The organism is Vibrio sp. JCM 18905 (genome assembly GCF_055393305.1).
In genome coordinates this window covers 1,035,873-1,062,507 of record NZ_AP043878.1, presented here as the reverse complement: position 1 = coordinate 1,062,507, position 26,635 = coordinate 1,035,873, and the positions used below count along the sequence as shown (strand labels likewise).

The 26,635-nt window shown below is 45.0% G+C and carries 21 protein-coding genes and 1 pseudogene; 11 read left to right on the top strand and 11 right to left on the bottom strand.

Translation table 11 applies throughout. The annotated features are described in order from the left end of the window. Positions 1-89: 89 nt before the first annotated feature. The 7 genes and pseudogenes from ACZ5ZC_RS04660 (at position 90) to ACZ5ZC_RS04630 (ending at position 8,386) form a co-directional block, all read left to right on the top strand. Entirely contained in the window at positions 90-1,574 is a 1,485-nt protein-coding gene (locus ACZ5ZC_RS04660) for a tetratricopeptide repeat protein (protein ID WP_164665883.1), read from the top strand. Beyond that, positions 1,558-3,164 (top strand): annotated as a pseudogene (locus ACZ5ZC_RS04655) (GGDEF domain-containing protein). The gene ACZ5ZC_RS04660 and the pseudogene ACZ5ZC_RS04655 overlap by 17 nt, the downstream one beginning before the upstream one ends. A 243-nt stretch (positions 3,165-3,407) precedes the next feature. Beyond that, positions 3,408-3,788: a DUF3302 domain-containing protein gene (locus tag ACZ5ZC_RS04650; RefSeq protein ID WP_006741936.1), complete on the top strand. Its 381-nt coding sequence runs from the start codon at positions 3,408-3,410 to the stop codon at positions 3,786-3,788. Beyond that, positions 3,788-4,918 (top strand): HlyD family secretion protein, encoded by a 1,131-nt coding sequence (locus ACZ5ZC_RS04645; protein WP_464931426.1) that lies wholly within the window; start codon positions 3,788-3,790, stop codon positions 4,916-4,918. Before ACZ5ZC_RS04650 ends, ACZ5ZC_RS04645 begins: the two co-directional genes overlap by 1 nt. A 337-nt stretch (positions 4,919-5,255) precedes the next feature. Next, positions 5,256-5,804: an ECF-type riboflavin transporter substrate-binding protein gene (locus ACZ5ZC_RS04640; protein ID WP_005375133.1), complete on the top strand. Its 549-nt coding sequence runs from the start codon at positions 5,256-5,258 to the stop codon at positions 5,802-5,804. Positions 5,805-5,810: 6 nt separating this feature from the next. Continuing rightward, the gene (locus tag ACZ5ZC_RS04635) at positions 5,811-7,550 is read left to right on the top strand and encodes an ABC transporter ATP-binding protein (RefSeq protein WP_464931425.1); all 1,740 of its coding nucleotides are present in this window, start codon (positions 5,811-5,813) and stop codon (positions 7,548-7,550) included. Beyond that, entirely contained in the window at positions 7,547-8,386 is an 840-nt protein-coding gene (locus ACZ5ZC_RS04630; RefSeq protein ID WP_069498355.1) for an energy-coupling factor transporter transmembrane component T family protein, read from the top strand. Before ACZ5ZC_RS04635 ends, ACZ5ZC_RS04630 begins: the two co-directional genes overlap by 4 nt. Before the next feature lie 124 nt (positions 8,387-8,510). On the opposite strand, the gene ACZ5ZC_RS04625 is transcribed toward ACZ5ZC_RS04630, so the two are convergent. The 4 genes from ACZ5ZC_RS04625 to napG form a co-directional block, all read right to left on the bottom strand. Further along, positions 8,511-8,822 carry a YrhK family protein gene (locus tag ACZ5ZC_RS04625; RefSeq protein WP_054866856.1) on the bottom strand — a complete coding sequence of 104 codons (312 nt, stop codon included), beginning with the start codon at positions 8,820-8,822 and terminating at the stop codon, positions 8,511-8,513. 171 nt (positions 8,823-8,993) lie between these two features. Then, complete coding sequence (locus tag ACZ5ZC_RS04620) at positions 8,994-10,175, bottom strand: MFS transporter (RefSeq protein WP_005394895.1); 1,182 nt, start codon at positions 10,173-10,175, stop codon at positions 8,994-8,996. A 203-nt stretch (positions 10,176-10,378) separates the two neighbouring features. Then, positions 10,379-11,233, bottom strand: a complete 855-nt coding sequence (gene napH, locus ACZ5ZC_RS04615) for a quinol dehydrogenase ferredoxin subunit NapH (RefSeq protein ID WP_464931424.1) — start codon at positions 11,231-11,233, stop codon at positions 10,379-10,381. After that, on the bottom strand, positions 11,233-12,003 hold the full coding sequence (gene napG, locus ACZ5ZC_RS04610; protein ID WP_015313573.1) for a ferredoxin-type protein NapG: 771 nt from the start codon (positions 12,001-12,003) through the stop codon (positions 11,233-11,235). The genes napH and napG overlap by 1 nt, the downstream gene beginning before the upstream one ends. Before the next feature lie 395 nt (positions 12,004-12,398). On the opposite strand from napG, the gene ACZ5ZC_RS04605 reads away from it, so the two are divergent. After that, positions 12,399-12,899 carry a GNAT family N-acetyltransferase gene (locus ACZ5ZC_RS04605; RefSeq protein ID WP_054866853.1) on the top strand — a complete coding sequence of 167 codons (501 nt, stop codon included), beginning with the start codon at positions 12,399-12,401 and terminating at the stop codon, positions 12,897-12,899. 43 nt (positions 12,900-12,942) lie between these two features. On the opposite strand, the gene ACZ5ZC_RS04600 is transcribed toward ACZ5ZC_RS04605, so the two are convergent. Further along, positions 12,943-13,917 (bottom strand): phosphotransferase, encoded by a 975-nt coding sequence (locus ACZ5ZC_RS04600; RefSeq protein WP_464931811.1) that lies wholly within the window; start codon positions 13,915-13,917, stop codon positions 12,943-12,945. A 2-nt stretch (positions 13,918-13,919) separates the two neighbouring features. Beyond that, a complete protein-coding gene (locus tag ACZ5ZC_RS04595) occupies positions 13,920-14,195 on the bottom strand; it encodes a GNAT family N-acetyltransferase (protein ID WP_006741945.1) in 276 nt (91 codons plus the stop codon). Between the two features lie 127 nt (positions 14,196-14,322). Here ACZ5ZC_RS04595 and ACZ5ZC_RS04590 point away from each other — a divergent pair, with 127 nt between their 5' ends. Continuing rightward, complete coding sequence (locus ACZ5ZC_RS04590; protein WP_043884593.1) at positions 14,323-15,069, top strand: flagellar brake protein; 747 nt, start codon at positions 14,323-14,325, stop codon at positions 15,067-15,069. A gap of 122 nt (positions 15,070-15,191) precedes the next feature. On the opposite strand, the gene ACZ5ZC_RS04585 is transcribed toward ACZ5ZC_RS04590, so the two are convergent. The 3 genes from ACZ5ZC_RS04585 to ACZ5ZC_RS04575 all read right to left on the bottom strand — a co-directional run bounded on the left by ACZ5ZC_RS04585 (position 15,192) and on the right by ACZ5ZC_RS04575 (position 20,832). Continuing rightward, positions 15,192-16,151, bottom strand: coding sequence for a porin (locus ACZ5ZC_RS04585; RefSeq protein WP_005394882.1), 960 nt, complete (start codon positions 16,149-16,151; stop codon positions 15,192-15,194). Positions 16,152-16,548: 397 nt separating this feature from the next. Then, positions 16,549-18,177 carry a methyl-accepting chemotaxis protein gene (locus ACZ5ZC_RS04580; protein WP_005394881.1) on the bottom strand — a complete coding sequence of 543 codons (1,629 nt, stop codon included), beginning with the start codon at positions 18,175-18,177 and terminating at the stop codon, positions 16,549-16,551. A 294-nt stretch (positions 18,178-18,471) separates the two neighbouring features. After that, the gene (locus ACZ5ZC_RS04575) at positions 18,472-20,832 is read right to left on the bottom strand and encodes a Lon protease family protein (protein ID WP_464931423.1); all 2,361 of its coding nucleotides are present in this window, start codon (positions 20,830-20,832) and stop codon (positions 18,472-18,474) included. 187 nt (positions 20,833-21,019) lie between these two features. On the opposite strand from ACZ5ZC_RS04575, the gene ACZ5ZC_RS04570 reads away from it, so the two are divergent. Both ACZ5ZC_RS04570 and ACZ5ZC_RS04565 read left to right on the top strand, forming a co-directional pair. Next, a complete protein-coding gene (locus ACZ5ZC_RS04570) occupies positions 21,020-21,517 on the top strand; it encodes a hypothetical protein (RefSeq protein WP_054866850.1) in 498 nt (165 codons plus the stop codon). Between the two features lie 86 nt (positions 21,518-21,603). Next, entirely contained in the window at positions 21,604-23,235 is a 1,632-nt protein-coding gene (locus tag ACZ5ZC_RS04565; RefSeq protein ID WP_464931422.1) for an ABC transporter ATP-binding protein, read from the top strand. 241 nt (positions 23,236-23,476) lie between these two features. Here ACZ5ZC_RS04565 and ACZ5ZC_RS04560 read toward each other — a convergent pair whose 3' ends face one another. Then, positions 23,477-25,510: a prolyl oligopeptidase family serine peptidase gene (locus ACZ5ZC_RS04560; RefSeq protein ID WP_464931421.1), complete on the bottom strand. Its 2,034-nt coding sequence runs from the start codon at positions 25,508-25,510 to the stop codon at positions 23,477-23,479. Positions 25,511-25,631: 121 nt separating this feature from the next. Further along, a complete protein-coding gene (locus ACZ5ZC_RS04555) occupies positions 25,632-26,531 on the bottom strand; it encodes a LysR family transcriptional regulator (RefSeq protein WP_005375112.1) in 900 nt (299 codons plus the stop codon). Positions 26,532-26,635 lie beyond the last annotated feature (104 nt).

Sequence of the window (26,635 nt, the reverse complement as noted above, 5' to 3'; positions counted from 1 at the left end):
CGTTATCCGCATCGTTTTGGTAATAAAACATGCATCTAACCACTTAATATTAGGTGTGAATTCCAGTTCGATAGTCATGGATGTGAACGTTGGATAAAAACCAAATTCAGCTAGAAGATGAGCTCAAAAAGCTTAAAGGCCAGATAAAAACGGCCCCTGAACACACCTTCAGTATTGCGCAGCAATACCGTATCCGCGCGGAGCAAATTTTATTTGTGGATGGTGAAATCAGAGCATTGCTGATAATGGCGCAGTGCTGTTGGTGCCTAATGGATTACCGACAAGGCTTAAAGCTAGTCAAAGACGCCTACAGCAAGCAAACCCAACTTGAAACCGACGACCACCTGCCCGAAATTCTTCATTTGTTTGCTCTTCAATATTGGGGACAAGCAAAGTATTACTCAGCCCAACAATATTGGATTAATGCACTCGAACAATCTGCCCTCGTTGATGATATTGAAATTCAAATCGAATCTCTAATTGGGCTTGGCAACGTATGGCGTATCACAAATGAGCATCAACTTGCCGCTTCCACTCATGAGTTGGCCGTTAAAGTGGCAAACAACGTCCGTATTGCTTGGTTGGAAGGCAAAGCTCGTATCCTGTTGGCTTGGGACTATTACTTACTGAATAAATTTGTCGAAATGCTCACTGTGCTGGATGGTGCAACCGAAGTACTAAAAGATCATGATGACAGCACATGGCAAGCAGAGATCTGGGACTTTAAAGGCTTAGCGCTACTTGGGCTAGAACGCCTTGATGCCGCAGAAGAAGCCACACAAAAGGCCCATAAACTCGCTATTGAACATGATCTCATTTGGATGAAGGCACACTCGTTTATTAGCCGCGCAAGGCTCGAACTCTTACGCAAAAATACGGATAGTGCAGCAAAGTTACTACTCGCAGCAGAAGAGTCCGCGCTTAGTTTTGACAACGGCGAGCTACTAAGTCAGATCTGCTTTCAGCAATCTCGAGTCGCTGAAGAGCAAGGTGATTTTGAATCAGCGTTTAACGCGTTTAAAAAATACCGTAAACATGCACTTAAAATGCTCAAAGAACAGACTCATCGAGTCAGTATGGATAAAGCACGCGGCTCCAAACGCCAGCTAGAGCAACGAGCGCGTAAGCTGATTAATCGTATCCGTTCCCAACATGAATATGACCCTGAAAAACAGTTTTCTAATGTTGTGTCCGAGACCTACTGGTGGGAACAGTTAGTTCTGTTTAAAACAGAGCTCAAACGCTCCAACCACGCGATCATTATGATTCAGCATGCAAACCCCGAATTTCTCGATGTTTGTACTGAGCTAGTTCATGCATTGACGACCTCAAATGATCTCATCTCACGAATTTCCAGTGACAGACTAGCTATGTTAATTGCAGAGAAAGGTCAAGCAGCAGAAGATGTCTATCGCACGGTTCAGGCAATGTTAGACATCTATCCATGGAAACGTCGCGGGCTAAAAGGTCCCAAACCGATACTGTATTTGCAAGATATCCTGACCTTCCCATTCACTTTAGAGCAACTCGAAGAAAGCTATATTGAGGTAATGAAGCATGGAACAACTGCTTAGCAAGGTCACTGACGCAGGCATCGATCCTTCTTCCGTCTCTGGTGAAGAAGCGATTACGCTGTGGGAGCACATCGGGTTACATATTGCATCCACGAACCGAGAAAAAGCACATTGCTATATCATTAGTGCCGAGTATCGACGAGAAATTAAACAGCTCAACGACAGTATCGAAGAACTACGACAAGCCCTTGAGTTGCTCGTTTTACCCGACGATGTAGAAGATATTCTGTCTGTAAAAGCAAGCTTGAGTGATCGTTTAGTAGAAGTAGGTGACTACAACGCAGCATTAACCGAGTATGTCGCTGCAACGAATATCGCCGTCGAATATGGCTATATTGATGAGTACGTACTGGCTATATTGATGAGTACGTACTGGCTATTATTGGAATGGGCAATTTGTGCGATGCCTATGGGGATCACCATCGCGCTTTGCGTTATTACCAAAAAATCGATGCGATCGATCACGCCATTAGCAGTCGCTCCCTACGTCTGCGCTACAAACTTTACATGCTTGCCTGTTACATCAGTTTGAACCGTACCGCAGATGCACAAGAATTATTGAGTGAGTGTGAAGAACTAAGTATCCTCGTCAGTGATAAAAACCTTGCTGCGCAAATTCATCTCTACCGGGCCAAACTGCATCGTTTGCAAGAGGATTATCCTAACGCATTGCTTGCTATCTCGAATGTTCAGTATACGACGGGCAGTGCTACCACGTACTGGTTATCCACGATGGTCAAAATCGAGACCGCATATTCTCTAAACGGTGTCGGACACATCTCTTTAGCCAACTTAGTGCTGGACTCTATCGGTAAACGAATTCAGAAACACTCGTCTCCTCTTGTCGCTCAGCATTTTTACAACGCAATGAGTCAAGTTTACGCTTCTCAAGGGTTATTTCAGAAAGCATTAAACTGTGAAAAAAAAGCGTTTCGCATTGAATCTGACCTTGTCAAACACATTCCAATTGGTGAATTGGGTTCTACTCAATTACGTCGACTTTCTCGTTTTGAGCTACAGCTCAAACTCATTTTGTCAGAACTTGAAAACAAAGAGCTCAAGGAAACCACCAAACAACATAAGAATACGGTCGCCCAACTACAGCAAGATGTCTTTACTGACCCGCTAACCTCTTTGCACAACCGACGTTGGTTAGAAGTCAAACTCAAAGACCTGCTTTTGCACGATACTGAATTTGCGTTGATGGTCATCGATATTGACCATTTTAAGTCCATCAATGACGAGCTCAGTCACCTTGTTGGAGACAAAGCGATTAAACGTGTGTCTCAAGAATTAGCAGGATACTTCAAATTTAAAGGCGCTTCTTGCGTTCGCTTTGGCGGTGAAGAGTTTCTTGTCATTCTAGAGAATAGCAATCTAGAACGGGCAGAAATGCATGCCGAGAATTACCGCGAACGCATTTATCAATATGGTTGGGACGATATTCTTGGCGAGCGGGGGTTGACCGTATCGATCGGGATTACCTTACATCGAGAAGGAGAGAATACCCAACGTACCTTCTACCGCGCCGACAAAGCCTTGTACCGCGCCAAAGCCAATGGCCGAAACCAAGTCTGTACCGAACTTTAAACCATGCCCCAACCTTCACTTGGGGCCTAACCGTGGCTTTTATTCTCTATTCCTTCCTTTAGTACTACTTAGTTTGAATATAGTCGCCTTCACTTCTTATTGTCCCCGAATAGCAATCGATACGGATATCGCATAAACATAATTCAAGCACAAAATAACTTGATTGAACGATAGTTAAGACAAATACTTAAACTGTTCATTTACGTAAGATTTTCCATTAGGTAACAAGCACAGGCAGGTAAGATGTTTCTAGACTATTTTGCACTTGGGTTACTCATCTTCGTTGCTTTAGTGATCTTCTACGGGATTATCGTTATTCATGATATTCCGTATGAAATTGCTAAAGAACGCGAACACCCTCATCAAGACGCAATTCATTACGCAGGCTGGGTTAGCCTTTTCACTTTACATGCACTGTGGCCATTTTTATGGATATGGGCAACATTGTGGCGCAAGGAGCGAGGCTGGGGCTTCAAACAACTTGAGCAAGAAACGCACGACATTCATCACCGTCTTGAAGAGCTCATCGACGAAGTCAACGAACTCAAAAACGAAGTATCGATGTTGAAACAACAAAAGATTCAGCAAAGGCCTTTGACTGAACAAAGTAAAGAGGACGAATAATGGATTTATTGCTGATTCTGACTTATACAGCCCTTTGTATCGCCATTTTTAAAGTCTTTAATATTCCTTTGAACAAATGGACCGTACCTACAGCCGTGCTTGGCGGCGTAGTGTTAGTGGGCACACTAGTCCTTCTTATGAACTACAACCACTCATTTACTCAGTTAGGTAACCAAGTGTTCCCAACTACGCCTATCGTCTCTGGTGTACGTGGCCGCGTTGTGGAAGTGCCCGTTCAAGCGAACCAACCGCTCAAAACTGGCGATATTCTTTTCAAAATCGACCCTGTGCCTTTTGAAGCGGAAGTCGCACGCCTTGAAGCGAAAGTGAAAGAAGCAAGCCAAGGTGCGTTGGGTTTAGAGTCTGACTTGAGAGAAGCAGAAGCGGCGGTTTTGAAAGCGCAAGCCGATAGAGATAAAGCACAAAGAGAATTTAGCCGATATCAAAGGGGCTTTGATCGCGGCGCGTTTACGGAACAAGATTTAGATACTCGACGCCAAGCGTACAAAGCGGCAGAAGCCATGCTAGACGTTGCCATTTTGCAGCAAGAGCAAGCACAGATCGCATTAGAGTCGGAAATCGGCGGTGAGAATACCCAAGTCGCGCAACTACTCGCTGAGCTACGTAAAGCAGAGTTCAACCTTGAGCAAACCGTCGTTCGTGCGCCAACCGATGGTTACGTTACGCAATTGGCTTTGCGCCCTGGTGTGATGGCTGTGCCATTGCCGCTTGCCCCAGCAATGACCTTCGTGCATACCGAAGACATTACGTACACCGCGGCGTTCAGACAAAACTCGCTACAACGTTTGAAGGCAGGCTTTGAAGCGGAGTTTATGTTCCGTGCGATACCGGGCAAGGTATTCCGTGGCGAAGTCATCGACGTGATTCCAGCCATTGGTGAAAGCCAAATTCAAGCCAGAGGTGCTCTGCTTGGTACCGATGCCCTGCGCACAAGCGGACGTGTATTTGCGAAGCTGAAAATCACGGACGATTTGAGCGAATACCACCTACCAATGGGTACCGCGGTTGAAGTCGCCGTTTACTCAGACAGCTTTACTCACGTGTCAGTGATGCGCAAAGTGCTGATTCGCATGAAGAGCTGGCAGAACTATTTGTACCTAGACCATTAATGAACAGCTAGCTCATTCATTTATCGATGAAAATAGTATCAGAAAGTGTAATCGGGGGCTGACAATCAGCCTCCGATTTCATTCTAGCCATCCAGACAGATAGCATTCCCACTTTTATCAATATTCTGTATAATGCGCGCCTTATTTTTAATGCTTGCTAAAAAACAAAGCCAGTCAAAGGGATACGTGAATCAAATCACACATTTCCTGAAGAAAAATAGAGCAAACAATAAGCAACTTGGTTGTTTTGTATATATGTTACACAATCAAATAACCAATGCTTTCCAACAATATAAATGAACGTTCTTTAAAATCGACCATTGAACTGAGGTTATCTATGAATCTTTCTGCTAAAACCGTTGTGGTTATTGCAATCGGTGCTGCTCTTTACGGCATCGGTGGCTTACCTATGTTTGGCATCCCTGTGTTTGCAAACACAACGCTAAAACCAGCCATGGCAGTATTAGCATTGTTCTCAGTACTATTTGGCCCACTTGTTGGCTTTTTGGTTGGTTTTATTGGCCACTGGGTCACTGACCTATTCGCAGGTTGGGGCGTATGGCTCACTTGGGTACTTGGTTCAGGTATTGTTGGTTTGATTATCGGTCTATTCCCTTCTCTAACGCGCTACCGTTTAGAGAAAGGCGATTTCAATATGAAAGACTTCGCGTTATTCGTAGTACTTGCGCTATTAGGCAACGTATTTGGTTACGGTTGCTCTGCATTCCTCGACACGATTTTATACGCAGAACCGTTCACTAAAGTGTTTACCCAGCTTTCTATTATCGCGATCGGTAACACCATTCTTATTGCTATTGTTGGCTTCTTCATTCTTAAGTCTGTCGCTAAACGTAACAAGCAAAGCCGTAACTTAACAGAGGCTTAATGTCGAATGACAATCGAATTTTCTAACTTCTCTTTTAGATATGAGTCGCTGGACAAACCGACGCTAAAAAATATCAATCTAAGGATAGAGAAAGGAGAGAAAATCGTCATTATTGGTCCAAGTGGTAGTGGTAAATCTACCCTTGGGCAATGTCTTAACGGACTGCTCCCACACGCAATCAAAGGGGAAACCAGTGGAACATTGACCATCAATGGTCAAGACACCGCCCCTTTCGACATGCACCAATACACTGAGCAAGTTGGCACCGTACTGCAAGATACGGACAGCCAATTTGTCGGCTTGAGCATTGGCGAAGACATCGCATTTGCGCTGGAAAACCAGCTAACTTCTAACATCGACATGTACCCATTGGTCAAAGCCACGGCCAAAATGGTCGACTTGGAACAGATGCTAGATCGCTCTCCCCACGATCTATCTGGCGGGCAGAAACAGCGTGTTTCTTTGGCGGGCATTCTCGTCGATGACGTCGATATCCTTTTGTTTGATGAACCACTAGCTGCGCTTGACCCTAAAACGGGTAAAAAAACCATCGAGATCATCGATGATCTACACCGCGAAACGGGCAAAAGCATCGTAATCATTGAGCATCGTCTTGAGGACGTTCTGCATCGCTCAGTTGACCGTATTATCTTGATGGAAAGCGGCGAAATCATTGCCGATACAACGCCAGATGAAATTTTAGCGTCGCCTCTGCTAGAAGATTACGGCATCCGCGAACCGCTTTATATTTCGGCTCTGAAAGAAGCAGGCTGCGCGATTGAGGGCGATGCAAAACCTTCTAGCTTAACTACCTTACCGTTGGAGCAATATAAACGAGCAGTACAAGCATGGTTTGATGGTTCAACAGCACAACCACCTAAAACGCCAGCCGAGACTTTGCTTGAAGTCCGTGGCCTCACCTATTCTTACGACGGTGAGAAAAACGCGCTAGAAGACGTGAGTTTTGACATCAAGCGTGGCGAGTTTGTCTCTGTACTTGGCAAAAATGGCTCGGGTAAATCGACCATCACCAAACTGATTATGGGCGTTATTGAAGCGGATAGCGGCTCAATAAGCATGAATGGGCAAGATCTAAACGAACTGACCATCTTCGAGCGCAGCCAGAAAGTGGGCGTGGTGATGCAAAACCCGAACCACATGATTTCCCATCACATGATTTTCGACGAAGTGGCCTTCGGCCTCCGTAATCGTGACGTTGAAGAGAAACAAATCGAAGCTAAAGTACTTGAAGTCCTTGAGCTGTGCGGTTTGAGCAAATACCGTCACTGGCCAATCGAAGCATTGAGCTACGGCCAGAAAAAGCGCGTAACCATTGCGTCAATTTTGGTCTTGGAACCAGAGCTTCTGATCCTTGATGAACCGACGGCAGGTCAGGACTACCGGAACTACACGTCTATGCTGAGTTTCATCGAAAAGCTCAATCGCGAGTTGGGCGTAACCGTGATGATCATCTCTCATGACATGCATTTAGTGCTGGAATACACTACGCGCTCTATCGTGATTGCAGACAGTAAATTAGTCGCGGATGCACCAATGACGCAGGTATTCAGCAGTCCAGAGTTACTAGACCAAGCGAACCTCACCACAACAAGTCTGTTTGAGTTGGCTACGAAAGTTGGCATCGAAGACACCAATGGCTTTATGCAGCATTTTATCAATGTAGAAAAAGCGCACCGCCAACAAAAAAGCAGCGAAGTAAACCAACCAGAGAAAGCAGTGGCATGAAAGACAATAAGATGAAGTTTGGTATCAACTACATCGATACCCAATCGCCACTTCATAAGTTGAATGGCATTACTAAGTTCTTGCTTTTCATTGCTTGGGTGACGGTGGTGTTGACCACATTTGACTTGCGAATCATCGCGCTGTTGATCGTGCTTGGTTTAGGCTTATTGAAAATGACCAAAGTGCCATTTCATGTCTACAAACCGCTTTTACTGGGTACAGGCACGGTATTGCTGATCAATGCCCTGTTTATGTTCGCGTTAGCGCCGCAACAAGGTACTGAGTTCATGGGCTCATCAACGGTTTTACTCTCGTTACCCAGTAATTACTCGCTTACTCAAGAGACGTTGTTTTACTTAGTAACAGTGACGTTGAAATACTTCAGCATGTTCCCAATCGCGTTGGTGTTTGTATTTACCACTCACCCGACGGAGTTTTCAGCCAGCTTGAACCGCTTAGGTGTACCTTACAAAATCGCCTATGCCGTGAGCTTAACGCTGCGCTACTTGCCGGAAGTGAAAAAGGACTTTGTTAACATCATGCACGCGCAACAAGCACGCGGAGTAGAACTGAGTAAGAAGGCTCCGTTGTTCACTCGTATGAAGAACGTGGCGAAGATTCTTGGCCCTCTTATTTTCTCTAGTTTGGACAGAGCAGACCAAATCTCAAACGCGATGACGCTACGTGGTTTTGGCCGTCACTCATCTCGCACCTGGTACAGCCTAAAACCCCTGACCAAAGCCGATATGATCTGCATGGCGGGGATTGCAGTGATAGTGATTGCTGCGATCAGCAAGCGTGTTATGGACACACAACTGTTCTGGTATCCGTTTTAAATTCTAAAGCTTCAAGCTGAACATAACGTGGTTAGTGTTGTGACCACGTTATGTTTCCCTCTTTCCCCTCGATAACCCGCTCATTAGCCTCTTGCTTGCAGGTGCTCAAAATAGGCGTGTAATCTCAGCTGCTCGTTGATGTGCCAGAAAGTTGCTTATTTAAGCGACCAACATGAACTAAACTCATCAGTTTTATCAGGGGCTTAATGATCAACTGTGCGCTGCCTACGATGAACAGCCAAGTCCCGCTTTCAATCAACGAATCATTCAAAAAGAAAAAACTACCAATTAAAAACCAAATAGCTATGAGCAGATCGTTGGCAGCACCTAACGCCTCATAGCGACGTTGAATAACGACGTGACGGTTTCCTAGATCTAAATCCAACTCCCTGCCATGTACCTGCACTGTAAAACCCTCCTTAGTGTTTCGACTCATGTTGTATCCGAGTAATTTCAACATACTTAGGTATAAAACCCTAACGGACCCAATAGATATGTACAACCATAGAAGACACAACATGAGGATAAAGAAAAGGGTGCCTAAGCACCCAAGTCAATAAAGCTATTAACAGTAATTAACTTCTATTACTAGATAGTAAGTACCAACTTAGCTCCACTTTAATAAGCGGGTCTCATTGCCCTCTTCTGGCTTCGCTGGAATATTGAGTGACAGCAGTAAGCTCACAGCCGCCATACCTGCACCGATGTAAAATACGCTAGCAGGAGAAACCAGCCAAATCACACCAAACGTAACGGGTATCACAACCGCCGCAATATGGTTAATAGTAAACGCAACCCCAGCGGTCGACGCCATATCGGCAGGATCGGCAATTTTTTGGAAGTAGGTTTTGATAGCAAGCGCTAGCGCGAAGAACAAATGGTCGACAACATACAATGCAGCAGCCCACTCCGCGGTTTGCACCAAACCATAACCGACGAATACGAAGATCAAACCGACGTACTCAAACATCAGCGCTTTACGCTCACCAACAACGCCGATGAAGCGGCCGATTCGCTTCGCAAACAAGAAGTTAAAGACATAGTTGATCAAAAACAGCAAGGTAATGTCTGCGGCAGAGTAGCCAAACTTCTCTACCATCAAGAAGCCAGCGAAAACAGTGAAAATCTGACGGCGAGCACCACTCATAAACGTGAGCGCATAGTACAACCAGTAACGTTTACGCAGAATGAGTTTCTTGTTTTGAGGCACTTTTGTTTTAAATTGAGGGAAAGCGAATGCCATCACCAAAATAAGCACAAAACCTAGGCCACCAGCCATTAAGTAGACCGTTTTAAAATCAAGTTTGAGCTGTTCGAGCGAAACCCAAATGGCGCCGTAGGTAAACAGAGAAGCCAAAGCCCCAACAGAAATAAATTTACCCAGCATTTCCGGGGCTTCTTCTTTCGATAGCCATTGTAAAGACAAAGACTGCTTTAGTGTTTCAAAGTAGTGGAAACCGGTGGACATTAACAAGGTGGTAAAAAGTAGACCGTACAAAGTGGGAAAATAACCAGTTAATGCCGTACCAAGCGTAAGCATCGCCAAAGAGACGAGCATAAAGCGTTGTTCACGGATAAAAAGTAAAACGAATACCGCGGTGAAAGCGAGAAAGCCAGGTACTTCTCTAACACTTTGAAGTAAACCGATATCAGCGCCATCAAAGTTCGCTTTCTCGATAACGAAGTTGTTCAACAACGCCATCCAGGTAGAAAAAGCAATGGGCACGATAATGGAAATTAACAGGAGGAAATTTTGCGGCGTTCTCCAGCCTTGCGATGAGGTAGTCATGATGTTTCCTTTAAATATGAAGGCATCATCATAGCTTCAAATGTAACAAATTCGCAATATCATTATTATTTTCAACCCAAACCAAGCAGATATTGCATAGGGATATTGTTATGAAGATAAACATCGCACTCAATTCCTTGACTAAGCGCGATGTTGAAATATCGAGAGAAATAGGTAAAACGCCAGTGATGAGGCTCAGTAACTTAATCGATATTCTTTACTGTTAGACGATTCTTAAATTCAAACACATGTTCTGGACACACATCCAAACAGCGGCCACAGCTAATGCAGTTTTGATCCATAACTCGACGATCTCCCTCTTTCAATGGTTGTCGAAGCACCTCAGGTTCTGGGCAGACGTAAAAGCAATCCATGCATTTGGTGCAATCTTCGCGGCGAACAGCAGTAACGCGCAACAGGCTTTTTCGGCCTATCACACCATAGGTAGCACCCAGTGGACATAAGTGCCCACACCACCCATGCTCAACTAAGAGTAAATCCAGTACGAACACCAGTGCGATCAACACCCAACCTGCGCCCATACCAAACACCAATCCGCGATGCAATGCCGCCACTGGATCTAACCATGTCCAAAGAATCGCGCCAGACAGAGCACTACCCAACATCAAAACAGGGATCAGCCAATAACGAATAGTAGGAGACCAACGATAGCTCGCTTTAATGTTGAGCTTTCTGCGCAGCCACGCCGCTAAGTCCGTCACGATGTTCAACGGGCATACCCAAGCACAAAATGCGCGCGGTGCTAAAATCGCATAGAACACCACGACAATCACTACGCCTAACAACACATTAAACTCCGGTATATGCCCTGTCGCCAAAGCTTGAAGCACAATTAACGGGTCACTTAAAGGGACCGTATCGAGCAACATACTCGATGAGAGGTTACCGGTTAGAACCCCTAATGTCGGCCCAGCCATAAACAGCGCAATGATGGTGAGCTGACATAGCCGACGTAAAACCAGAAACCGATGCGCGCGCCACCAACCAAGCTTTTCTACCGCTTCTTTGCCAGCATTTTGAGCTAAGTTCTTTGCCATTACTTACCTCCTTTTAGCGATTCAAGCGCACCTTCCGGTACAGGCGTCTCACTAGGGAGGATATTTTCGAGTGGTTTGTCGATCTCTTTCCAACCAAAATTGTAGTGACTGCCCACTTTGCCTTTCGCCAAATCCGTCGGGACGACTTTAATAGCAGCGACATCCAACACGCACGCTTGTTCGCACTTACCGCATCCGGTACACACTTCGGAATTCACTGTTGGGATAAGTTTGGCGTGATAACCGGTTCGGTCGTTGTGAACCATCTCTAACGTGATGGCTTCATCAATCAGCGGACAAACGCGATAACAAACGTCGCATCGTAATCCTTGCCAGTTAAGGCAAGTTTCATGGTCAATAAGAACCGCTGTCCCCATGCGAGCATCATCAATATCGGTTAGCTTCGGATCCAGCGCCCCACTCGGGCAAGCCACCACACAAGGAATGTCTTCGCACATTTCGCAGGGAATATCGCGCGCAGTAAAGTAAGGAGAACCAGTGGCTACAGGAGAAAGTAATGTCGCGAGTTTCAATGTGTCGTAAGGGCATGCTTGAACACACAAGCCACATCGAATACAGGCTGATTCGAAATCGCCTTCTGGCAATGCACCGGGTGGGCGAATAGGCACACCTTTAGTTTCTCGAGCTTGGCTTTGCAGCGATTGTAAGCCCAACACACACGCCGCTGCGCCAACGCCTGCCGCAGTTCGGACAGTATCACGCAAAAATCGACGCCGACTTTGCGATGTTTTAGACTGAGAGGATTTCATGCTATTTCCCCAACGAAACTCCTTTATCAAGTTAAGCATAAATAGCGCTAAACGTACCTCTTCCCCATACCTCATAAGAGGTAACTCCACCCTCAATTGATTCAAGTCAACTGATATACAGTGCCGTCGTCACAGTTTGAATAATTCCATTTATTTCCTCCAACATGAAATTCACCACGATACTCTGCCGTGCACGCCATTTTCAGTACAATAATTCAACGCCTTTGCAATCTATTCGCTAAATTCAAAGATAAATGACTACTAAAATTTAGAAAAACATCGCTATAACAACCTAATTTAAAAGGTGTTTATCTCTCAAACTTAAAAAAATACTATCCAAAATAAGGAACTGTGGTTAGATTGAAAATTAATACTAAAAAGCGAAGGAGAGAAGCATGGAAATTATCGTACGTCCAACAACCGTTGAAGACGCCGCGGCACTCGTAGAAATCTATTCACAACCAAAAGCACAACGTGAAACCCTGCAACTCCCAAAACCTTCGCTCGCAATGTGGGTAGAACGATTGTCAAATATGCCCGCTGGCGTTTACAGCTACGTCGCTGAAATCGATGGTAAAGTAGTGGGTAACATTGGCTTTCACCACTCGCAGCGTCCAAGAACAATGCACACAGCATCATTTGGCATCGGAGTGCATGACAGCTTCCATGGGCTCGGTATTGGTAGCAAGTTGATTGAAACAGTCACTGAACTGGCAGATAACTGGCTAAACGTGAGAAGAATTCAGATAGAAGTCAACGCCGATAATGGCGCCGCCATTGGCCTGTACAAAAAGCATGGATTTCAAATTGAGGGCGAAGCGATTGATGGCTCCTTCCGAGATGGCGAGTTCATCAATACCTATTACATGGCACGTATCAGGCCAAGTAAAAAGTAAATCAAAGCCTCCTAATTGGAGGCTTTTCTTTTTAAACTTCTACTCACTTTCGTAAGTGAGCCAGCGCTCTGCTAGTCAATGCTTCTGTGTAAGGATTGATCTTCCAGTGATCAGGGCTCCAGCCTTTCACAAAGCGTTGAAAGTCAGCCCACGCAACCGCAAACAAAGGACGCCATTCGCGCTCGACTTCATTGGGGTCAAGATTCGACTGATAAACCATTAACGCCTGTTGCAACTGAGCAAAATACGTATCCAAGACCCAAACTTCCATCTCTGCACAACGTTCTGGCTTGACGGCGCTGCTCATGAACAGTGCTACGTCTTTCATCGCACAGCCATGTCCGACGTATTGAAAGTCGACCGCAGCAACGCTTGATTCTTCTCGATCAAAACAGAAGTTCGCCAATTTGGCATCACCGTGTACAAACGTCTTGAACTTGGCTTGCGAAAGCGTTTGATCAATCAATTGAGCATAATTTTTTAGCTCGGTGTCTTGCAGCACCTCAAGCTCATCGGGTCTGGTTGCCAAGTGCCAATACGTGCCGCTATGCCACAGCTTATCCGAGCGAATACCGATGTAACGCGCATGAAAATTCGCCAACCAAGTAAGGCAGGCTCGTAGATGTTCTAGTTTTGCATCGGTGATGACTTTTGGAAAGCCCGCCTCGGCGAGATCTTCCATCACGATGAGCCATTCATTCTCCGATTGGAACGTTTTTAGACCTTGTGGTACTCGGCAGCGAGTGCTCACCTCTCTGGAAAAATGCGTATACCAATTCACTTCCACCTGATAAGAGTGCAGCTTTCTTTGGTGAGATCGGTCAGTATTCCAACCTCTTGGATGCTCTGAAGGCTTAGGGAGTTTTACATGCTTAATGATCACCGAACAAGTTGAATAAGTAACTCGGACTAACTCACCATAGCCTCCCCATAGCGATTGTATGACTTCTACCGCTTGATAATTCCCGAGCTTTAGCTCCTGGCCAATGCTTTGGTAACGTTGGTGGTTGTCGTTCATCATCATGCAAGCAGATGTGACCAGGCTTGGTTTTTCTCCATATAATGAATGACATATGGACAGACTGGTTTGATTTGGTAACCGAGTGCCTCAATTTCTGGCAATACCGCTTCCATCATCACTTTTCCGTACCCTTTACCTCGTAATGCTTCAGGAACTACGGTTGATGTGATGTGCATGACATTATTCTCAAGCTGATAAACCACCTTGGCTTTATAACCTTGTTCTAAATCAACCCAAAATGTGTTGTTTTCAACTTCATGAGTTACTTTATGCATATCTTGCTCTCTAATTTTTGTTACGGATTGATTGAATCAAACTATATCACTGAATAGAATCAACACCATGCGGAAGTGCTCTGTCACTTCACGCCATTACCTTCTCAAATCAGGTACGACACTAATAATGAGAAATATGAGCCCTATTGCCAGAGACGGCAAACTACCTCTGCAAAGCAAGAAGGCACCCGAACGTCAGGCAAGTACACTAAATAGCACCGATGCAATGGCAATGGTCGAACATGGCAGTGAAGTTAGTTTAAACGTCACGACACCTGTTGGTACCAAGTTTATTACAACCAGCACATTTGTCGGCTGTCACTCAAATAATACCGCATTGATAGAGGTTCCGAACATCTCCGATGAGGACTTGAAATTCTATTTTCAAGAAGGCTTTTGGATCAATGTAAAAGCGTACTCTCATCGAGGGGAAGGTGCTGTCATTCCATTTCGGGCGCAATTGCAGCACCGACTCGGCGACCCGTATCCAATTTTAGTGCTAAGTCTACCTAACACCATGCAGGTCTTTCAGCTTCGTAAAGAAGTACGTTACGAAGTGAATTTGAGAGCGCGCGTTTGTTTAGAAGCCTATCGAACTGAATGCGAGATAAGAGATTTATCTCGTAGTGGGTGCCGCTTTGTGACATCACCAATGAGCCGACCACTTCAGGTTGGTGATCGCGTTTCATTGGACCTAACCATGCCCGGTGAAAGCCACATGCTCGCGCCATTGAGAGGTCGTATTTGTAACTTACAAAAATCGACACACCATGCTCGCTATGGAATGGAGTTTGATGAGGTTGGTAAAACCAACGCTAAAAGTCTCCTGAGTCACCTAAAATTTGATGGGACTAAACTCACACTAAAAAGGTAGCTTTGATAACGAGCACCAAGTAGCGACCAGTTTTGATACCCGGAAAACAAGAAACCCCTTACTGTAAAGTAAGGGGTTTTGTTTACTAAGAATAAGGCAGAATCTTAGATAACAGTTTCGACTTAGAAGTCGTAACGTAGACCTAGCGCTAGCTCATCTTTTTCATCAGCGCCTTCGTTATCCATTAGATCGAAGTTGTATGATGCGTAGCCACGGAAGTTAGGCTTGAAGTAGTAAGTAACATCAACAGCTAGGTTTTCTACAGTATCAGCATCTTCTAGCTCACCTTTGTTGAACGTAGAAGTAAATACAGTTTGACCCATAGTGTATGATGCAGCTAGTTCGTAGCCTTTGTAATCCGCAGACTCACCTGCAACATCCACGTCTGCGCCTGTGTAGTTACCAGCGAAGTAGAAATCACCTACAGAGTATGCAGCAGCAAGCATGAACTCATCACTATCGTTTTGGTCTGCATAACCAGCACCTAGTTCAATACCAGTATTAGCAAATGCGTAGATACCAGATAGAGAGAAGCCATCTTCCTCGTTGTCTGTAAAACCTTTTGCATCTGTTGTGCGATCAGCAAAGCGGTAGCTAGCACGTACAGCTAGTTGCTCGAATTGGCCTTTGTAAGACAGCATGTTGTCTGTACGGTCAGATACAGGCAGTTTAAGTGCTGCAGTGTTACCGTGGTAAGCCATAATATCGGTAAAATCAGTAAGAACGAATAATGCACCGTCGTTTTTACCGTAAGTTACTTCACCGTATTTACCGCCTAGGCCTGCGTAAGCGTAACGAGTTTCAAGATCACTGTTGTTATCTACGGCACCTTCTTCTTTTGTTTCGAACTCACCTTCCCAAAAACCAACACCGTATAGGTTTTCATTGATTTCCTGTTTGCCTAGGAAGTTAAGACGGATGCGAGTACGGTCTTTTGCCTTACCATCCATCATAGAAAGACGCGCTTCAGCGCGGCCGCCCATCTCAAGAGAAGTGCCATCTTGGTTGTATAGTTCTGAAGCGACAACTTGAGATCCTGATGCCATTAGCGCCACTGCTACAGCTAAAGTTTTTAATTTCATTGTTATTTTCCATATCATTGTTTTATATGTATTTTCTCACCAGAAAAACAGGACTTTTCTGTACCAACGAGAAAACTGGCGGCATAGTAGCAGCTGTTATTTTTCACGCAACGCGTTGAATAAACAGCACTTATAGAAGAAAACACCAAGTAAAATGACGATATGAATACCTCTCAACCATCAAGTTATCGGTTGAGGTAAAAAAATCGTTCGCGTCAAAAAAAAATTGACGCAAAAAATGTAAAAACAATCTCATTATATGTGATTTTGCTCGCAAAATATTTTCACTAAATGACTGTTTTAGATAGACTTCCTGATTTTAAATCAGTTTCTCACAAACAAAAAATCCCCAAGCAATAGCTCAGGGATTTATACATTTTGTTAGGCGAATAGCGAATTAAAGCTTAAAGAAGCTCAATTGCTCTTTCTGCTTCTCTGCAAGTAATGAAAGCTCAGTACTCGCGCTTGCGCTTTGACTAATACCCGCCACATTCTGGTTAACGAGTTCAGACATGTTAACCACGTTGCGGTTGATGTCTTGAGTGACTTGAGACTGCTCTTCGGCTGCGGTTGCCACTTGCGTGTTTGAATCGTTAATGTTGGCTACCGACTCGGTAATACCAACCAATGCCTCATTCGCTTGTTGCGTCAGTTCGTTGTTACGACTGAGCATGTCAAGGCTGACTTGCATGCTGTCATTCGCAAGCCCAGACTGCGCTTGAAGTTCTTCAATAATCGTTTGGATCTCTTGAGTCGAGTCTTGAGTCCGTGCCGCGAGCATACGTACTTCATCCGCAACAACCGCAAAACCACGACCAGACTCACCAGCACGCGCAGCTTCAATCGCAGCGTTCAATGCGAGTAAGTTGGTCTGCTCAGAGACACCGCGAATCACTTCAATAACGTCGTTGATCTGAACCGACTGCTCTTTTAAACGCAGTACGACTTGCGCTGCATCGTTCAATGCCTGAGACATCTGTGCGCTTGCTTCTGCGCTCTCTTGGAAGATAGCCAGACCTGATTGCGCAAGACCATCAGCTTCGCGAGCTGTCGAATCCGCAGACGTTGCGTTATCGCTCACGTTGTTTGCGGTGCTGGCAAGTTCATTAACAGCCGATGCAACTTGTTCTATCTCAGCGAGCTCTAGCTGAGCATTCGCTTCTGCTTGCGTCATTACTGCGGCAAGCTCAGTCGATGCCGATGCCACCTCTTCACTGATGCGAGTTAGCTGGTCGACCGTGTTGTAAAGCTGTTCTGCTGTTTGGTTAACATCTTTGCTCAGCTTCGCAATTTCGTTATCACCATCTACATCTGCGCGAACTGATAAGTTGCCCATTGCCAACTGACGCATCACTTCTTGAAGTTTTTGAATAGGCGTAACAATCATGCCTGATAAGATCCACGCCCCCACCAATGAGAACGCAAATACCGCAAGAACTGTCAGCATAGCGTTGTTTTGTACACGCTCATTCTGTTGATGGCTTCTTATGGTTGACTGCTCTGCTTGGTCATTCACATGCTTCGACAGAGTATTGATTTGTTGAACCATTTCTCGGCCAACATTACGGTACTCTTTAATGAATGCACGGTACTCACTGTCCGATTTCAAGCCTTGATCGTACTGGTTAAAGAAAGCCACTGAGCGCTCTGAATATCGAACATAGGCTTCGATCGCTTGGCGAACTTTAATCGCATCTTCACGAAACAGATTGCGAGCTTCAATCGCACTTAAATCAGCTTCAACCTGCTTTAAGCCTTCTTTCAATTCATTAAGAAAATTTTCACGACGGGAAGCGTCGTAGATAGCGTAAACCGCTGTAATACGAAGTGGATAAATTTCATCGTCAATACGCGCCAAAGTGTCTTTATGGAAAACCAAAGACTCTTGGTTGGAAGCAATAACATCTTGCTCAGCTTGAAGATTGTTTTTAGTAATCCACAAAGCAATAAACAAAACAATCGCGGTAAATAATACCGGAACCAAAATTTGCGTTCGTACTGACAAATTTTTCAGTGATAACTGCATGACTGGACCTCAGTTGTATGCGTGATGCCTATATCCAAACGAACTCAAGCAACTCTCAATACTGAAGCTGCATTTCGGTTATTTGAATATCTATGCTTCCTTGCGACGGGAAAGTTCCCAGACGAATAAACAAGTGGCGAATATTAGAGGTCGATCACACTTTTGTCTAGTACAAAAAGTCCCCATTTTCAATCTGTTATTGACAATATCCCGACAGTAGTGTCGGGATATTGTCGTTATGATAAATTGTGATCACTTATGATGAGATACATTCACATTTAGGGCGGTTTTAGGCTATTTTCTCAACGAATTGAGCTTAGCTTGAGCAAGGCCAAAAATCGTATCTATTGGATAAGAACCTTCATCGGTTGGTTCACCGGCGACTTTCCCCGTGAACAGCTCGATGGCTTCAGTGACATGATCAATCGCCCAAATATTAAACTCACCTTTTTCTACTGCTTTCACGATGTCGGAACGGAGCATCAAGTTATGAACATTAGATTGCGGGATAATGACCCCCTGCCCTTCATGACGACCTTTAATCACACACACATCGTAAAAGCCTTCAATTTTTTCGTTCACACCACCAATCGGCTGAGCTTCACCAAACTGATTCATCGAGCCTGTAATCGCAATGTCTTGTCGGTTTGGTTGCTTTGAAAAAGCAGACACTACAGCACATAGCTCTGCCATGCTGGCACTATCACCGTCGACACCACCATAAGATTGCTCAAACGTAATCGTTGTGGTTAATGGTACTCGCGCCGTTTTACCAAATACGGAAGACAAGTAGGCCGATAGAATCATCACGCCTTTAGAGTGAATACTGCCGCCCAAATCCACACTGCGTTCGATATCGATAACATCTCCATCGCCGTAACACGTCGTCGCGGTGATGCGATTCGGCGCGCCAAACATGTAGTCGCTGGTGCTTAATACCGAGAGGGCATTCACTTGACCGATAGCCTTCCCTTCAGTACGAATCAAGGTTGTACCGTTAACAAACGTTTCCATCACGTTGTCGCGTAATCGGCTCACTCGCATTTCTTGGTTCTTGAGCGCCTCTTCCACATGACCGGTACGGATCATGTTGGAGTTGGCTTGACGAGCAACGTAGTTTGACTCACGTAATAAATTCGCAATATTGGCAGAGTGGAGTGATAGCTTGGTTTGATCACCAGACAAGCGTGAACTGTATTCAATAATCCGTCCCATGGACTTTCTATCACAGTGCAGCATGTTGTTATCGTTCACGACGCTAGAAATAAAGCGCGCATAGTGCAGTTCCGACTCTGGCGTTCGCTTCATCTCATCTTCAAAATCCGCTGTCACTCTGAACAATTCACTGAACTCTGGATCGTAATGCTGCAGCAATTGATAAGTTCGGTAGTCACCAAACAGAATGATTTTAATATCGAGCGGGATAGGCTCGGGATCGAGTGATACCGCCCCTGTCAATGTCACTTCTTTTTCTAGGGAGGTAAAGCTCAATTGACGAGCACGCAGTGCGCGCTTCAAACCATCCCAAACGTAAGGCTGTTCAAGCACTTTCTGTGCATCCATTAACAGAACGCCGCCATTCGCCTTATGCAAACTCCCCGCACGAATCAGCGAAAAGTCGGTAAACACGGTTCCCTTGAAAGTGGCTGTCTCAATCGAACCGAAGAGCGAATGGTAATTGGGGTTTTCTTCAACAACGATAGGAAAGTCACTGCTGTTGCGACTTACCAAGACGTTCACTTTATAACGACGTGGCAATTTTTTATCCAACGACGCCGTCGCAATTTCGCCTTGCTCACCACTTTGATCAAGGAAGATATCTGCGTTTTCAACAATATCTTTTTGCAGCTCAGTTAAGTACGTTTTGATTTCAGAATATTCCGCGTAATCCACTTTGAGTTTTTTGATGAAGTGAGTAATCACATCAAGCGTCACTTCATCATTAAGCTTTTTGATTTTATCGCTGTACGTCTCTTCCCACTCTGTGAGTTCACGAACCATCGAACGTAATCGTACTTCGAGTTCATCAATGGCATCGCTGAACTGCTCTTGCTCTTTCTTACTTAGTGCATCAAAAGACTCTTCCGTATGAAGCTCGTCACCATTCATGGCGACAAACTGATAATCGCCTTGTGTGGTAAGCGTCAAGCTAATGCCTTTCTCTTTTGCCTCTCGGCTAATGCGGTCCAGCTCGTTTTGTTGCTTCGCTGCCAATTGATTTTTTAATCGCTCAGCTCGGCTAAAGTACATCTCATTGTCGAACGCTAGGGGTAAAGCATTCAGTAGTTTGCCCATTAAGGCTTCAATATCAACACGTAACTTATTCCCGATACCACACGGAAGCTTTAATACCTTGGGTGTGCGGGTATCTTCAAAGTTCGCAACGTAACACCAATCAAACAAGGCTGCTGCATCGTGCTGGTGACGATTCAGATAGCGCAGGATCATGGTGCGTTTACCTAGCCCATTCTGACCAATGGCGTAGATGTTATACCCTTTCTCTTTGATGGACATCGCAAACTCGACCGCTTTTTGCGCGCGCTCTTGGCCCACAATCTCATCAATTGGAGGTAACTCCTTGGTCGACTTACATGGCATATTCTCTAGATCTGCTACAGAATATAGCTGCTTAGCTTCCAATCTTAGTATTGCCATATCCACTTCCTTTTTTCTTATTTTCGTCATTTGAGTGTAGAGATTATTTGCTTAATTTTAAGTGATTTACCTTCCACCCTAGTTTGATTGGACGTTTTATGAGCATAAAAGTGATATCAATACTCACTTGCAATTGATAATCAATTTCATTTAATATCAAAACAAATCAACTCTTGTGGAGATGGACATGAATATTGAGCAATGCTGGATGCGCTACTTGAAAGCAGAGCAATTGATGGAACAAGGCCACTGGCCCGAGGCACATCGTTTATACGACGATGTACTCAGCAATCTACCGAACCACATTCATTCGGCGCTCGAAAATGCTCAAACCAAACCTTGTCAGTTTGTCTGTCTTATCACCGGGCTTAGAGATGCGTGCGTCGCACAATCGGAGATTCTCAACAAACTCGGATTACAGCGCGATGCTTTTTCAACACTCAATCAAACGTACGCACTATTCCAATTCTTGCAACTAGAGAATCATGAACTTATTGAGCGTGTGGGTCATTTACTTGGTCAACAAAGTGAAGACTTATTAGCTCATATGGCGGCATTTTGCTCCGCTCAACGTAATGCTCAATGGATGATTGAGCTAGACCATGTGACGCGCGCACATGAGCAGTTTTTGCATTTGCAAGCGATGAGTTCGGCAAAGTCTTCGCCTTCTCACCTGTACAATTAATCTAGAATCCAAGCAATGAGGTCTGCCAGACTTAGCGCAGCTCATTGCTTGTGTTTCATTTGCTTTATCAACCACAAGGATCTGTGATGTCTTCTAAAACCATTCTTTCGGTGAATAACCTATCGGTCAGCTTTACGACAAACGATGGGATCGTCGATGCAGTAAAGAATGTTAGCTTCGATTTAAAAGCAGGCGAGACGCTTTCCATCGTTGGGGAGTCTGGGTCTGGCAAGTCAGTATCAACCAATGCACTGATGAAACTATTGCCAGACAACGCTATTTTGCATACGGACTCATCCATCATGTTTGAGGGTAGCTCCATCTTGGATAAAACGGAGCGTGAAATGCAAAGCGTTCGCGGTGATCGTATCGGTATGATTTTTCAGGAGCCGATGACCTCACTGAACCCATACATGCGGGTGGGGATCCAAGTTGCTGAGGCCATCATGTGCCACCGTCCAGTGGATAGACGGAAAGCCAAAGCGAGAGTGTTAGAGCTGTTTGAACTGGTTCACATGCCAGAGCCAGAGAAAGCGTACAGCAAATATCCGCACGAGTTTTCTGGCGGTCAATTGCAACGCATCATGATTGCGATGGCACTGATTAACGAGCCCGATATTTTGATCGCCGACGAACCAACAACGGCGTTGGATGTCACGGTTCAAGCAGAAGTGTTGCACCTGATTAAAGAAATTCAGGCTCAGATGGGCATGGCAATCCTATTTATTACTCATGACTTAGGCGTCGTAAAACACTTTGCCGACCGTGTCATTGTGATGTGTAAAGGAGAAGTCGTCGAAGAAGGCGAAACGCAAATGCTCTTCGAGGACCCAAAGCACGAATACACACGTATGCTGATCAACTCTATTCCAAAAGGCAGTAAGGACCCTATTAGCGAGAATGCTACACAACTATTAAAAGCTGACGATATACGAGTCAAATTCTTGATAAAGTCGCATTTTATTGCCAGTAAAAATGAGTACTTCGAAGCGGTAAAAGGCATTTCTCTTGAGCTCAAACAAGGGGAAACACTCGGGATTGTTGGGGAATCCGGTTCAGGCAAGTCTACCCTCGGCCGCGCATTGATAGGCCTCCTGCCATCCACAGGTAAAATCGAATACAAAGGCCAAGACATGGCTTTGCTAACAAACAAAGAACGTTTTGAGCTGAAAAAAGACGTTCAGATGGTGTTCCAAGACCCTTATGGTTCGCTTTCTCCTCGTATGACTGTCGGCGAGATCATCACTGAAGGATTAACTGTCCACCAGCCAATGTTGAGTAAAAAAGAACGCATGCGGAAAGCACGCGACGTGCTCCGTGAGGTCCGCTTAGATCCCGCGTCCATCAACCGTTATCCGCACGAGTTTTCGGGAGGCCAACGTCAGCGTATTGCTATCGCGCGAGCACTGATCCTTGAACCTTCGTTTATTCTGCTTGATGAGCCGACCTCTGCATTGGACCGCTCGGTTCAACTGACTGTGATTGATCTGCTGAAAGATTTGCAGAAAAAGCATAACATTGGCTACTTGTTTATTAGCCACGATCTATCAGTCGTCAAAGCCCTTTCTGATCGTGTTCTTGTCATGCAAAAAGGCGAGGTCATGGAACAAGGTACGGCCGAAAATATTTTCCAAAACCCTAAAAATGACTACACGAAAAAACTGATAGATGCCTCATTTGATCTTGAAAACAGTGAAAATCAGCACAATGCGGCTTAGGTTCATCACAGTTTCATATTCATAAACTAGGATTAAGAAAAGGTGATGATTTCATCTTGTCTTAAGAATGGCGTAGCTGCCTTTCGGTTTGGCCGCCGAGACTGGTTGGTTCAAGAGTCAGACTTAGTCAACCTGGCTCAAATACTGGTAAACAGTATGAATTGAGTTCCCCCAACCATGAAAAATGCCGCGACAGTGTCGCGGCATTTTTTATTCTCAGAAGCTTCGAGCAACTAAGGCATTAAAACGACTCAATACCCATATTGTATAACGTAAATGCATACACGTCTGTGGTGAGGTCAATTTGCTTACTCAGCGGCATTCCTGCACCATGACCAGCATTGACATCAATGCGTATTAATACTGGATTCGCGCCTTGCTGCTTGTCTTGCAGCTCCGCAATAAACTTGTACGAATGTGCTGGAACCACACGATCGTCGTGATCGGCAGTTGTCACCAATGTCGCAGGATACTGCACGCCTTCTTTTACATTGTGAACAGGAGAGTAGCCAAGCAAGTATTGGAACATCGCTTCGCTTTGTTCAGACGTGCCATAGTCATACTTCCAGCCTTCTCCAGACGTAAACGTATGGTAACGCAGCATATCAAGCACACCCACGGCTGGCAGCGCCACCTTAAATAACTCAGGACGTTGCGTCATACACGCACCAACCAACAAGCCGCCATTTGAACCACCACGAATCGCTAGGCGCTCGGAGCTAGTGTAGTCGTTTTCAATCAGGTATTCCGCCGCCGCAATAAAGTCATCAAATACGTTTTGCTTTTGCTGCTGAGTGCCTGCGTTGTGCCAAGCTTTACCGTATTCACCGCCGCCTCGCATGTTGGCGACAGCGTAAATACCACCCAATTCTAGCCAGTTGGCCACATTGCCAGAAAACATCGGAGTGAGGCTGATATTAAAACCGCCATAACCATACAGCATGGTTGGCGCACTACCATCAAGTGCGATGCCCTTCTTGTATGAGATGATCATCGGTACTTGCGTGCCATCTTTTGAGGTGTAGAACACCTGTTTTGATTCATACTCACTGCGATCGAATGGCGCTTTTGATTCTTGAAACAGCGTCGATTCACCAGACTCAACATCAAATGAGAAGATCGTCGGTGGCGTCACGTAGTTAGTAAAGGTGTAATACAGCGTGGTTTCTTCTTTTTTACCCGCTAGACCATAAGCCGTACCCTCTCCCGGCAGTTCAACATCTCGAATCCATTCACCTTGGTAGTTAAACTGCTGCACTTTAGAAAGTACATCCACCATATAAGTCGCAAACAGATAACCGCCACCTTTGCTGATTTCTAACGGCTGTTCTTGTTCAGCAATCACATCCATCCATTGCGCTGTTCGGGTGTTGTAGCTGACAACTTTGCCATTCGGCGCATCTAGGTTGGTGTAAAGCAGCAAGGTTTCGTCTTGACTATCAATCAAGTAGGTGTCGCCTTGCGTTGTATCACGAAGCGTCACAATCGCTTGGGACTCAGACTGTAAATCGATATAAAACAGACGATTACCCGATGTGGATTCTGCGCCAGAAATAATGAGGAAGCGATCGTCCGTCGTCGTGGTACCAGACACATAACGGTGAACCTGCGTATCCAACTCACCGAAAATCACTTTATCTTCAGACTGAGGTGTACCAAGTTCATGATAATAAAGCTTGTGATGTTCAGTTCGCGCAGATAACTCACTGCCTTGCGGCTTATCATAGCTTGAGTAATAGAAGCCTTTGCTGCCCCGCCAAGAAATCGACGTAAACTTCGCATCCACAATCTCAGGCTCTAACTGTTCTTTGGTTTCCGCATCAATAACAAAGATCTTGCGCCAGTCACTGCCCCCTTCAGAGATGGAATACGCGACCAAACGATAATCTTTCGAGAAGCTGACTTCGCCAAGAGAGGTCGTGCCCTCTTCAGAGAACGTATTTGGGTCAAGGAAGACTTCGGCTTCTCCCTCCCCTTTACGACGATACAGCACGCTTTGGTTTTGCAAACCGTCGTTTTTGTAAAAGTAAGTATAATCACCGCGCAAAAATGGCTGAGAGTATTTCTCGTAATTTTGACTGTTTGCGACCAAGTCACGAATCTGTTGGCGATACGGGATCTGACCAAGAAAATCGAATGTTACCGAGTTTTGACCCGAAACCCATTGTGCGGTTTCTTCGCTGCGATCATTTTCTAACCAGCGATAAGGGTCGGCAATGTCGTGACCAAAGTAAGTGTCCACGACAGAATCTTTACGTGTTTTTGGGTAATGCATAACGTCCGTGTTACTCCGTTGTTTTTATTAAGTTGTTTATTTTCATATCGTTTTATTGCGGTGACCACCTTAGAGCACCCAATATTGATTTCAACGACATTGTTTTAAATCTATGAAGAACCTAGAAATAATGAGATATCGTTAAGTAACGATCACGAATGTGCTCAATAAGCAGCTTCACTTTATTCGGTGGTTGACGAGTAAACGGGTACACCGCGTAGATACCCAGCTTTTTGCCGACCAGTTCGGGGAAAATATCCACCAGCTGGCCATTACGAATATCGTGGTACACCAAACAGCGCGGGACGTAAGCTATACCATGGCCGCCCAGAGCGGCTTTACGTAATGCGGTCGCGTTATCAGTAGAAAAGCAGCCCGAGACTTTGACGATGTAATTACCATCTTCTCCTTTGAACTCCCAGTCTGTTGCACCTGTGGTTTGGTAAGCGTATTGCAGACAATTGTGCGTGGTGAGATCAATCGGCTCGATCGGCTTCCCATTTTTAGCGATATATGAAGGGGACGCGCATACCACCCATTGGGAATCGAGAATATGTCGTGCGATCAAACTGGAGTCGGCTAGGTAGCCAGTTCGAATGACTAAATCGTAACCATCAGCCACCAAATCGACAAAGCGGTTATCCAATGACATGTCCACGGTCAGACCCGGATGAAGGTTACAAAATTCCGCAACGGCATCAGCAAGTATCAAATCTCCAGAGATACAAGGCACGGACATTTTTATGTGACCGCTCACATTCTCTCCAAAGCCTGCAACAGCGTCCATAGCCTCCTGAGTGGCCTGCTTCACATTTTTAGCACTGTGGAGTAACACCTTACCTGCTTCGGTTAAGGTCAATTTACGCGTTGTTCGATATAATAGCTGCGCCCCTATCTCTTCCTCCAACCTTGCCATTCTTTTGCTAACTACCGAATTTGTAAGGTTATTTGCTTCTGCAACCTTACTAAAACTGCCCAGTTCGATTACTTGAGAAAATAGGATTAAGTCGTCTGCTCTCATACGATTATGTCACTTTTGGAATTAATTATTTTCATTATTTCCCTATATCAACAAAAAATAAAGGAGTAAATTCACGCCAAATTAACAAAACCATTACAACAAAA

Excerpts from the sequence above, each read along its gene's own strand:
- ACZ5ZC_RS04585 (WP_005394882.1), bottom strand. The coding sequence starts at position 16,151 with ATGAAATTAAAAACTTTAGCTGTAGCAGTGGCGCTAATGGCATCAGGA.
- ACZ5ZC_RS04590 (WP_043884593.1), top strand. The coding sequence starts at position 14,323 with ATGAGAAATATGAGCCCTATTGCCAGAGACGGCAAACTACCTCTGCAA.
- ACZ5ZC_RS04565 (WP_464931422.1), top strand. The coding sequence starts at position 21,604 with ATGTCTTCTAAAACCATTCTTTCGGTGAATAACCTATCGGTCAGCTTT.
- ACZ5ZC_RS04650 (WP_006741936.1), top strand. The coding sequence starts at position 3,408 with ATGTTTCTAGACTATTTTGCACTTGGGTTACTCATCTTCGTTGCTTTA.
- ACZ5ZC_RS04645 (WP_464931426.1), top strand. The coding sequence starts at position 3,788 with ATGGATTTATTGCTGATTCTGACTTATACAGCCCTTTGTATCGCCATT.
- ACZ5ZC_RS04595 (WP_006741945.1), bottom strand. The coding sequence starts at position 14,195 with ATGCATAAAGTAACTCATGAAGTTGAAAACAACACATTTTGGGTTGAT.
- ACZ5ZC_RS04580 (WP_005394881.1), bottom strand. The coding sequence starts at position 18,177 with ATGCAGTTATCACTGAAAAATTTGTCAGTACGAACGCAAATTTTGGTT.
- ACZ5ZC_RS04625 (WP_054866856.1), bottom strand. The coding sequence starts at position 8,822 with ATGAGTCGAAACACTAAGGAGGGTTTTACAGTGCAGGTACATGGCAGG.
- ACZ5ZC_RS04635 (WP_464931425.1), top strand. The coding sequence starts at position 5,811 with ATGACAATCGAATTTTCTAACTTCTCTTTTAGATATGAGTCGCTGGAC.
- ACZ5ZC_RS04575 (WP_464931423.1), bottom strand. The coding sequence starts at position 20,832 with ATGGCAATACTAAGATTGGAAGCTAAGCAGCTATATTCTGTAGCAGAT.
- ACZ5ZC_RS04630 (WP_069498355.1), top strand. The coding sequence starts at position 7,547 with ATGAAAGACAATAAGATGAAGTTTGGTATCAACTACATCGATACCCAA.
- ACZ5ZC_RS04560 (WP_464931421.1), bottom strand. The coding sequence starts at position 25,510 with ATGCATTACCCAAAAACACGTAAAGATTCTGTCGTGGACACTTACTTT.
- napG (WP_015313573.1), bottom strand. The coding sequence starts at position 12,003 with ATGAAATCCTCTCAGTCTAAAACATCGCAAAGTCGGCGTCGATTTTTG.
- napH (WP_464931424.1), bottom strand. The coding sequence starts at position 11,233 with ATGGCAAAGAACTTAGCTCAAAATGCTGGCAAAGAAGCGGTAGAAAAG.
- ACZ5ZC_RS04600 (WP_464931811.1), bottom strand. The coding sequence starts at position 13,917 with ATGAACGACAACCACCAACGTTACCAAAGCATTGGCCAGGAGCTAAAG.
- ACZ5ZC_RS04620 (WP_005394895.1), bottom strand. The coding sequence starts at position 10,175 with ATGACTACCTCATCGCAAGGCTGGAGAACGCCGCAAAATTTCCTCCTG.
- ACZ5ZC_RS04555 (WP_005375112.1), bottom strand. The coding sequence starts at position 26,531 with ATGAGAGCAGACGACTTAATCCTATTTTCTCAAGTAATCGAACTGGGC.
- ACZ5ZC_RS04640 (WP_005375133.1), top strand. The coding sequence starts at position 5,256 with ATGAATCTTTCTGCTAAAACCGTTGTGGTTATTGCAATCGGTGCTGCT.
- ACZ5ZC_RS04605 (WP_054866853.1), top strand. The coding sequence starts at position 12,399 with ATGGAAATTATCGTACGTCCAACAACCGTTGAAGACGCCGCGGCACTC.
- ACZ5ZC_RS04570 (WP_054866850.1), top strand. The coding sequence starts at position 21,020 with ATGAATATTGAGCAATGCTGGATGCGCTACTTGAAAGCAGAGCAATTG.